The following is a 9,182-nucleotide window of genomic DNA, read 5'->3' on the forward strand; positions in this document are numbered from 1 at the left end:
AAAATTGAGGAACAGAACATGCAATGGCAAATGGCTCAACGCGCCGAAAAAATGAACCCCTCGGTGATCCGCGAGATCCTGAAAGTCACTGAAAAGCCCGGCATCATCAGCTTTGCGGGAGGCCTGCCCTCGCCCCAGACCTTCCCGATCGACGCCATGCGCGAAGCCAGCGAGCGCGTGCTCAGGGACGACGGCAAGGCCGCCTTGCAATACGCGGCCAGCGAGGGCTACGCCCCCTTGCGCGAATGGGTCGCGCAAGACCTCCTCAAGCAAGGCATGAACGTCAGCCCTGACCAAGTGCTGATCACCACTGGCAGCCAGCAAGGCCTGGACCTGATCGCCAAGATCCTGATCGATGCGGGCAGCCGCATTTTGGTGGAAACGCCCACTTATCTGGGCGCACTGCAGGCCTTCACCCCGATGGAGCCTGTGGCCGTGGGTGTGAACAGCGACGACCACGGTGTGGATGCCGACGACCTGCGCGCCAAGGTCGGCACGGGTGCGGACAAAGCCCGCTTTGTGTACCTGCTGCCCAACTTCCAGAACCCCACCGGCCGCACCATGACCGAAGCGCGCCGCGCCGCCGTGGCGCAGGTGGCTGTCGAATGTGGCTTGCCGATCATCGAAGACAACCCTTATGGCGACCTGTGGTTTGACACGCCGCCCGCGCCATCGCTGAGCTCGCGTCATCCTGAGGGCAGCGTGTACCTGGGTTCGTTCTCCAAAATCCTGGCCCCCGGACTGCGTTTGGGTTATTTGGTCGCCCCCACTGCGCTCTACCCCAAACTGCTGCAAGCCAAGCAAGCGGCCGACCTGCACACGCCCAGCTTCAACCAGCGCGTGGTGGCTGAAGTGCTCAAAGACGGTTTCATCGAACGCCATGTGCCGACCATCCGCGCCCTGTACAAACAACAGTGCGAAGCCATGCTGGCCGCGCTCGACCGCGAAATGGCGGGCCTGGGCCTGAGTTGGAACCGACCTGTGGGCGGCATGTTCTTGTGGGTGCAACTGCCCAAAGGCCTCAAAGCCATTCCCTTATTGGCCAAGGCGGTCGAAAAAGGCGTGGCCTTTGTGCCCGGCTCGGCTTTTTACGCCGAGGGTGCCGATGAAAGTACGCTGCGCCTGTCTTTTGTGACCGCCACGGTGGACCAGATCAACACCGGCATGAAGGCACTGGCCGCAGCGATCCAAGAATCGCTTTGATCAACCTGGATTAAGACGCCACCATGAAAACCCGCGACTTCCAACAAGTCGACGTCTTCACCGACACCGCTTTTCTGGGCAACCCGCTGGCCGTGGTGCTGGACGGAGAGGGCCTAAGCGATGCGCAAATGCAGGCCTTTGCCCGCTGGACGCAGCTGAGCGAAACCACCTTTGTGCTGCCGCCCACGCCAGAAGGGGTTGCGGGCGGTGCTGACTACCGGGTGCGCATCTTCACACCCGGCGCTGAGCTGCCGTTCGCGGGCCACCCGACGCTGGGCACCGCCCATGCTTGGCTGAAGGCAGGCGGGCAGCCCCGGCAAAGCGGCCAACTGGTGCAGGAATGTGGCGTCGGTCTGGTCAACTTGAAATCTGTCGATGGCCGCTGGGCTTTTGCCGCGCCGCCCTTGCAGCGCCAAACGCCTGCGCCAGCGCTGCTGGCCGAGGTGCTGGCCGCTTTGGGCCTGCAGCCCAACGAGGTGCTGGCCGCACAAGACTTGAACAACGGCCCACACTGGCTCGGCATTTTGATTGACTCGGTGGACAGCCTTCTCGCGCTGAAACCGGACCATGCTGCGCTCAAACGCCTCAACACCAAAGTGGGCGTCGCGGCCAAACGCGAGGCCCCCGCAGGCAGCCTGATCCGACGCGCCAACCGCGAGGCCCGCGCTTTTGCGCCCTCCACCCGCATCCCCCACGACCCGACCGATCTGGAAGTGCGCGCCTTTGCCGCACCGGTGGGCATCGCCGAAGACCCGGTCACCGGCAGCTTGAACGCGTCGCTCGCCCAATGGCTGATGGCCGAGGGCCACATGCCGGGCCGCTACAGTGCCCGCCAAGGCACAGCATTGGGCCGAGCCGGTCAGGTATTTTTGTCGCAAGACGACAACGGCCAAGTCTGGGTGGGTGGCGATGTGGTCGGCTGCATCCAAGGCAATGTCAGTTTGTAAGCCCCTGAACCCCAAGCCCTGAACTGCCGGAGCCCCCATGCACACCGATCTGCCCACCTTGGACCAAATCAAAGAGGCAGCGCACACCGTTTATGCAGCCTTTGGCCCCACGCCACAGTACCGCTGGACCAAGCTAAGCCAGCGGCTGGGCACCGACTGCTGGGTCAAACACGAAAACCACACCCCAGTTGGTGCCTTCAAGGTACGCGGCGGCTTGACCTATTTTGAACATTTGGCCCGATCAGGCCTGATGCCTCAAGAAGTGATCAGCGCCACGCGAGGCAACCACGGGCAAAGCATCGCTTATGCGGCCGGACGTCACGGCGTGGCCTGCACCATTGTGGTCCCGCAGGGCAACTCCACCGAAAAAAATGCCGCCATGCGGGCGCTGGGTGCTGAGCTCATCGAACATGGTCACGACTTCCAGGCCGCACGCGAACACGCCATAAGCCTGGCCCAGACAAGAGGCGCGCACATGGTGCCCAGCTACCACCCGGCATTGGTGCTCGGCGTGGCCACCGGATGGCTCGAATTCTTCGAGGCAGTTCCTTCTTTGGACGTGCTCTATGTGCCAATAGGCCTTGGCTCGGGCGCCTGCGCTGCGTTGGCCGCCAAACAAGCATTGAGGCACCCTGTCAAGGTGGTTGGCGTGGTGAGTGCACACGCCACGACCTACGCCGACTCGATGGCGGCAGGTTGCGTGGTCGAGGCACCGGTCAGCACAGCGCTGGCCGATGGCATGGCAGTGCGCCGTGCTGACCCCCATGCGCTGGCCATCTTGCAGCATGGATTGGAACGCATCGTGCAAGTCACCGACACGCAAGTGGCTCAAGCCATGCGCGACCTGTACACCGACACCCACAATCTGGCTGAAGGTGCCGGCGCAGCGAGCTTTGCTGCGGCCTGGGCTGAGCGCGAGCAATTGCGCGGACAAGTGGTGGGCACCACCTTGTGCGGTGGCAATGTGGACGCCAGCACCTTGTGCCAAGTGCTGCAGAACCGCGACTGAAAACCACAGGATCTGGCGTTTTGGCCCCGTGAAAAAGGCTGCAGTCTCTGAGACTGCCCGGGCCTTTGGGCCATCAAGGCGAGGGCTCCAACACAACAGCGCACTCGGATTTCGAATGCCTGCCCCCGGCCACAGCCCAGAGACCTGGTCGCTCGTGGGACAAAACCAATGCCCATGCGCCACCACAATCTCAGTCCATGGGAACCCTCTATCTGGTCCGACATGGACAAGCCTCGTTCGGGGCCGATGACTACGATCAACTCAGCCCACTGGGCCGCCAGCAAGCCGTGCGCTTGGGTGAATACCTGCGGCCGAAACTGCAGGACAAACCCATCGAGGCCGTGATGATGGGCAGTCTGAAGCGCCACCGCCAAACTTGGGAAGGCATTGCCGAAGGCGCGAGCTTGCCGCACACCCCGGCCGTGTGGCCAGGCCTGAACGAATACGACAGCCACGCGCTGATCGAGTCCATCCACCCCGAGCCGCTGGCCAAGCCCGACACGCCCGAGCTGTACCGCCACCACTTTCGCCTGCTGCGCGACGCGCTGCAAGCCTGGATGGCCGGACGCACCCAGCCGCGTGGCATGCCCAGCTATGCCGACTTTGTGGGTGGCATCGAAGCCGCGCTCGATCATGTGCGGCAAAGCCATTCGGGCGACGTGATGATCGTCTCCAGCGGTGGCCCCATCTCGACTGCCGTAGGCCGCGTACTGGGCACCCCGCCCGAGACCACCATCGAGCTGAACCTGCGCATCCGCAACACGGCGCTCACCGAGTTCGTCTTCACCCCCAAGCGCCACATGCTGCTGACCTACAACACCCTGCCACACCTGGACAGCGACGCCCACAAAGACTGGGTCACCTTCGCCTGAAACGGTGAATTTCCCCATGAAAACCGGGTGTATTCCCTAGGAATAACCGTAAATATTCAAGGGCAAAATTGGCGGCATGAATTGTTCGACCGCCTGGCTTGCCCTTCAAACACTGGAGGGTGGCATTGAGCTCACCCACACACCCGCCGATCAAGCCGATCATCTGGCTGCACAACTGAGCTCTGACCTCGGTGAATGGGGGCTGCAATCGGTGGTGCAAACGCTGAATGTGCCACTTGAAGACGGCACGGTGGCCCTGATCGCCAGCTTGCAGCCCGAATTCCAGCAATCCCACATGCCCGGGCACAACAGCCTGAACTTGTACAGCAGCTTGGCCGCCACTGCCCCATCCACCCACGCCGATGAGGCCTGGGCATTGGAGCGCGAGATCTGGGTGGCCCTGCTGGGCTCTCCCCACCGCTTTGTGTTCCACAATTTGGAAGCGCTGAAGTCGCATGTCCGGGTGCGGCGCAACATGGCCTTGGCCGCACGATTGACCGCGCTGGCCTTCAAAACCGAAGCGGCCGAGCGCCCCGAGGCCGATTGGCACTATGAAGAAGAGCCCGGCTTCATCCTCAAGCCGGGTCGCCCCTTGATCAACGCCCTGATTGCCGCCACGCAACCCGAGGCCACCGGCAAGCTGTATGACTTCTCGTGCTACCGCGCCACCGAATACGTGATCTTGCTGGGCATCGCGCAAGAGCTACAGGCGCACCACCCCGCTTTGCTGGCCGAGTTGCAGCAACTCAACGAACGCCATGCGGTGCGCTCGGGCCAGTTCCACGAGGTGTTCCTGATCGAGTACGGCAGCATGGAAGCCCCCTTGCCGGCCCGCTTTTATGTCCCGGGTGACCGGCTGTGGTTTCGCAACCCCGACGAGCGCTCCGCCGACGTCACGGGCTACGAGGGCTCCTGGGTCATGTACATGGGCGGCGGCCTTTTCAGCAACTTCTGGAAGCGGGATACGCCTTTCACCCTCGAGTCCAAAGCCATTGAAATTTTCCATTGGAAAGACGGCGTCTACACCGACGCCCAAGGCGAGCTGCAAATGGACGAGACGGTGGTGGAGCGGCTGGTGGCGCAAACCCAGGCCGACCCACAAGCCCGCGCCCGCGTACTTGACCGCATGTTGCGCATGCGCGACCCCAAAGGGGTTTATGCAGAAGGCGGCTGCATCGACACAACCCGCGAATACCCCAAGAACGTGACTCGCGAGCACTGCGACCTGGTGTTGCCCGCGTTCTGATGACTGGGCCTCATGGGATCAGCCCACCTGATCGGTGAGCGTGTCGGGCGGCAATTGGTCAATTTCACAAAGCAACTTCGCCAGCGCCCGGCCCGAGGCATCCAGCAAAGCTTGGCCTTTTTCAGCGGTGGCAGCCGAGGCATGGCCCGCCGCACCGTGGCGGTTGTAGTCCTGCATTTGCCAGCCCAGCTTGGCGCTTTTGCCGTTGCCCAAAATTTCAAACCGCTCGGCACGGTCTTGCGAGGTGGAGCGGAAGTTTTGCGCCAAATCCATGCGCACGCACTCAGGGCGCAGCGCCAACATCATCGAGGTTTCGGTGTCCCCCGCATGCACGCCAAAGCGGTGCTCTTCGGGCGGAAAGAGCGCATTCACGTCCCCGCCTTGTGCATCACGCAGCGGCAAATTGAACCAGCTCACGCTGTAAACCAGCATGCCCAGCCGGGCCCTCAAATCCCGCGCCACGATGTCCATCACACTGACTTGACCGCCATGGGCGTTGAGCAGCACCAGTTTCTTCACACCGCTGGCCGCCACCGACTCGCCGATGTCGGTCCACAGGCGGATCACGGTTTCGGCCTTGAGTGTCAAAGTGCCCGCAAAACGCGCATGCTCAGGGCTCAGGCCCACCGTTTGGGTGGGCAAAAACAAAGCCGGCAACTCGGCAGGCAAGTGCGGCAGGCAAGCGGACACCACGCCGTTGACCAGATCGGTGTCTACTGACAGCGGCAGGTGCGGCCCATGCTGCTCGGTGGCGGCCACGGGCAGGACCGCAATGGCCCGACCTGCGCCCAAGGCCTGAAAATCGAGGGTGGTCCAGTCGGCCCAAAAACGCGAAGGGTTTTGCATGTTCGGCATCTTAATGGAGCCCGGGCGTGTACAGTGCCTTTCGCAATGAGATGCATAAGCCCCCGCCCGATGCGCTGGGGGTCAGAAAGAAGGATTGGCGTGAAAGTTTCCGTGTTCTCGCGTGGCTGGTCCACGCTTCAAAGCTGGGGTTTGGGTCTGGTGGGGCTGGGCCTGAGCGCCCTCTTGTTCACACCGCTGCCCGGCCAGACGCAAACCGGTCCGCTGTTTTCATCCAAGGCGGCTTCGGCCAGCGTGTCGGACACGGCCGCCTTGCTCGGCGGTGACAGCCATGTGGTTAACACCGAGCAGGTGCGGGCCGAGCTGCTGGTGCATGCCCCCGAAGGCATTCGCACCGGAAAAACATTTTGGTTGGGCCTGCAGATCGATCACCAGACCGACTGGCACACCTATTGGCAAAACCCCGGCGACTCGGGCTTGCCCACACGGCTGGAGTGGCAGCTGCCTGCAGGCTTGCAGGCCGGTGACATCGCCTGGCCCCTTCCCAAAAAATTCCCCATCGGCACCTTGGCCAACTACGGCTACGAAGGCCGCTTGCTGCTGACCGTGCCCGTGACGGTGGGCGCGGACTTCCGCTTGCCCGACACCGGGCCCCTGGCCCTGGCCTTGCAGGCCGACTGGCTGGTGTGCCGCAAAGAATGCATCCCCCAAGAGGGCCGCTTCAGCTTGAAGCTGGCCTCAGCCGCGCCACAAACACCCCACGCCCGATCGTTTGAAGCGTCTCAACAGCTCAGCCCCCAGCCCATGGCGCAGCTGCAGCAAGGCGGCACCTGGATCACGGGTGGCCAGACCACCGTGTCAGCGGACGGCCAGCAACTGAGCCTGCGCGTGCACGGCCTGCCCGCCAGCTGGCGCGGCCAGACGCTCAGCGCCTTCCCGGTCACGGCCAGCGTGGTGCACAACGCGGCCGTGCAGGGCCAAGACTGGACGCAAAACTGGCAAGGCGCGGTCTGGAGCGCCCAGATTCCAGTGTCTGAGGAACGTGGCGACAGCCCAAAATCGATGCGCTGGGTGGTTGCAGTCGGACCAGAGTCGGCCCCCAAAGCCCCGGCTTTTGACATCGAAACGCCTGTGCAAGGCATTTGGCCCGCGCTGGCACAAGCCGCACCCGCAGAGATTTCCCCGGCCCTCGCCAAGGCGCTGGCCGAGAACGCTCGCTCAGCCGAAATGCCAGCGCCCTCCAGCACCACCGCGCTGGGCCTGACGCTGGCCGTTTTGGGGGCCATGGTTGGCGGGTTCTTGCTCAACCTCATGCCCTGCGTTTTCCCTGTGCTGGCCATCAAGGTGATGGGTTTTGCGCAAGCCGACACCTCTCAGGCCCAACACCGCGCGGCGGGCATAGCCTACACCGTGGGCGTGGTGCTCTCGTTCATGCTGCTGGGCGGCCTGATGCTGGCCTTGCGGGCTGCGGGCGAGCAATTGGGCTGGGGCTTTCAATTGCAATCGCCCCCTGTGGTGGCGGGTCTGGCGCTTTTGTTCACCCTGCTCGGCCTGAACCTGGCGGGCGTTTTCGAGTTTGGACAGATGCTGCCCAGCAGCCTGGTCACGCTGCAAAGTCGCCACCCCACGGTGAACGCCGGTTTGTCGGGCGTGCTGGCCGTGGCCGTGGCATCGCCTTGCACCGCGCCTTTCATGGGGGCATCGCTGGGCCTGGCGATTGCGCTGCCTGTTTGGCAAGCCCTGCTGGTGTTTGCTGCCATGGGCTTGGGCATGGCTGTGCCGTACTTGGCGGCCAGCTGGTGGCCGGGCATCGCCCGCGCCCTGCCTCGCCCTGGGGCCTGGATGGAAACTTTCCGCCAAGCCATGGCCTTTCCTATGTTTGCCACCGTCATTTGGTTGTTGTGGGTGCTGGGTCAACAAACTGGCATCGACGGGGCCAGCAGCCTGCTGGCTTTATTGCTCACGGTGGCATGGCTGGTGTGGGCGCTGGGGCTGAGCGGCCGCACGCGTTGGGTATTGAGCGGTTTGGCCCTGGCCGCCTTGCTGTGGCTGGGCAGCAGTTGGTTGCCTTTGGCTTTGCGTGAAGCGCCCGCGCAACCTCTGGCCAGCGCCAGCCAAACCACGCCCGGCACCTTGTCCACGGGCTCTTGGCAGCCCTGGTCTGAAGCCGCCTTACAAACCCAGCTGGCCGCAGGCCGTCCGGTATTTGTGGACTTCACCGCCGCCTGGTGCGTGACCTGCCAATACAACAAGAAAACCACGTTGGCCGATGCCCGCGTACTGGCCGACTTTGCGGCCAGGCAGGTGGTGCTGATGCGGGCCGACTGGACGCGGCGCGACCCGGCCATCACGCAGGCGCTCACAGCACTGGGCCGCAGCGGGGTGCCGGTCTATGCCTTGTACGCCGCCAGCCGTGCGCCCGTTCTCTTGTCGGAGCTGCCGAGCGTGGCCGAAGTGCAAACCGCCCTCAAGGGACTCCCTGCACCTTGAGCCCCTGTTCCAGAGTGCCCCGGCTTGAGAATGCGCCTGAAAGTGATGCGGAAAAAGCCCGGCCTGGGCCTGCCACAATAAGGCAATGAGCTCATTCGCCCCACTCCAAAACGACACCTTCCTGCGCGCCTGCCTGCGCCAGGCCACCGACCACACGCCCGTGTGGCTCATGCGCCAAGCCGGACGCTACCTGCCCGAGTACTGCGCCACACGCGCCAAGGCCGGCAGCTTCATGGGTTTGGCCACCAACGTCGACTACGCCACCGAAGTCACACTCCAGCCGCTCGAGCGCTACCCGCTCGATGCCTCCATTCTGTTCAGCGACATCCTCACCGTGCCCGACGCCATGGGCTTGGGTCTGTCTTTTGCCCAGGGCGAAGGCCCGCGCTTTGCCAAGAACGTGCGCGACGAAGCCGCTGTGGCCGAGCTGGCCGTGCCCGACATGAACAAGCTGCGCTACGTGTTCGACGCGGTGACCAGCATCCGCAAGGCCCTGAACGGCCGTGTGCCGCTGATCGGCTTTTCCGGCAGCCCCTGGACGCTGGCGTGCTACATGGTCGAAGGCGCTGGCTCCGACGACTACCGGCATGTGAAGTCCCTGATGTACAGCC

Annotated in this window: 8 protein-coding genes; 7 read left to right on the top strand and 1 reads right to left on the bottom strand. The window is 63.6% G+C overall.

Translation table 11 applies throughout. The features are described 5' to 3' along the window. Nucleotides 1-18: 18 nt before the first annotated feature. From B9Z50_RS04900 to B9Z50_RS04920, 5 genes are all read left to right on the top strand, one after another. The gene (locus B9Z50_RS04900) at nt 19-1,203 is read left to right on the top strand and encodes a PLP-dependent aminotransferase family protein (RefSeq protein WP_108362451.1); all 1,185 of its coding nucleotides are present in this window, start codon (nt 19-21) and stop codon (nt 1,201-1,203) included. Nucleotides 1,204-1,226: 23 nt separating this feature from the next. Then, nucleotides 1,227-2,150: a PhzF family phenazine biosynthesis protein gene (locus tag B9Z50_RS04905; RefSeq protein WP_108362452.1), complete on the top strand. Its 924-nt coding sequence runs from the start codon at nt 1,227-1,229 to the stop codon at nt 2,148-2,150. A 37-nt stretch (nt 2,151-2,187) separates the two neighbouring features. Next, nucleotides 2,188-3,159 (top strand): threonine dehydratase, encoded by a 972-nt coding sequence (locus B9Z50_RS04910; RefSeq protein ID WP_108362453.1) that lies wholly within the window; start codon nt 2,188-2,190, stop codon nt 3,157-3,159. 197 nt (nt 3,160-3,356) lie between these two features. Next, on the top strand, nt 3,357-4,031 hold the full coding sequence (locus B9Z50_RS04915; RefSeq protein ID WP_108362454.1) for a histidine phosphatase family protein: 675 nt from the start codon (nt 3,357-3,359) through the stop codon (nt 4,029-4,031). A gap of 76 nt (nt 4,032-4,107) precedes the next feature. Next, the gene (locus B9Z50_RS04920) at nt 4,108-5,277 is read left to right on the top strand and encodes a hypothetical protein (protein WP_108362455.1); all 1,170 of its coding nucleotides are present in this window, start codon (nt 4,108-4,110) and stop codon (nt 5,275-5,277) included. Nucleotides 5,278-5,295: 18 nt separating this feature from the next. On the opposite strand, the gene B9Z50_RS04925 is transcribed toward B9Z50_RS04920, so the two are convergent. Next, complete coding sequence (locus tag B9Z50_RS04925) at nt 5,296-6,123, bottom strand: creatininase family protein (RefSeq protein WP_108362602.1); 828 nt, start codon at nt 6,121-6,123, stop codon at nt 5,296-5,298. 183 nt (nt 6,124-6,306) lie between these two features. On the opposite strand from B9Z50_RS04925, the gene B9Z50_RS04930 reads away from it, so the two are divergent. Together B9Z50_RS04930 and B9Z50_RS04935 are read left to right on the top strand one after the other, a co-directional pair. Next, nucleotides 6,307-8,571, top strand: coding sequence for a protein-disulfide reductase DsbD family protein (locus B9Z50_RS04930; protein WP_370463058.1), 2,265 nt, complete (start codon nt 6,307-6,309; stop codon nt 8,569-8,571). 85 nt (nt 8,572-8,656) lie between these two features. Beyond that, on the top strand, nt 8,657-9,182 hold a 526-nt coding region (locus B9Z50_RS04935), incomplete at its 3' end, for a uroporphyrinogen decarboxylase family protein (RefSeq protein ID WP_304481677.1).

Origin of the sequence: Limnohabitans sp. Bal53, assembly GCF_003063355.1 — a bacterium.
GTDB lineage: Bacteria > Pseudomonadota > Gammaproteobacteria > Burkholderiales > Burkholderiaceae_C > Limnohabitans_A.

What these genes read in the sequence shown, in the direction of transcription:
- B9Z50_RS04900 (WP_108362451.1), top strand. Translation starts at nt 19, where the DNA reads ATGCAATGGCAAATGGCTCAACGCGCCGAAAAAATGAACCCCTCGGTG.
- B9Z50_RS04920 (WP_108362455.1), top strand. Translation starts at nt 4,108, where the DNA reads ATGAATTGTTCGACCGCCTGGCTTGCCCTTCAAACACTGGAGGGTGGC.
- B9Z50_RS04925 (WP_108362602.1), bottom strand. Translation starts at nt 6,123, where the DNA reads ATGCAAAACCCTTCGCGTTTTTGGGCCGACTGGACCACCCTCGATTTT.
- B9Z50_RS04915 (WP_108362454.1), top strand. Translation starts at nt 3,357, where the DNA reads ATGGGAACCCTCTATCTGGTCCGACATGGACAAGCCTCGTTCGGGGCC.
- B9Z50_RS04905 (WP_108362452.1), top strand. Translation starts at nt 1,227, where the DNA reads ATGAAAACCCGCGACTTCCAACAAGTCGACGTCTTCACCGACACCGCT.
- B9Z50_RS04910 (WP_108362453.1), top strand. Translation starts at nt 2,188, where the DNA reads ATGCACACCGATCTGCCCACCTTGGACCAAATCAAAGAGGCAGCGCAC.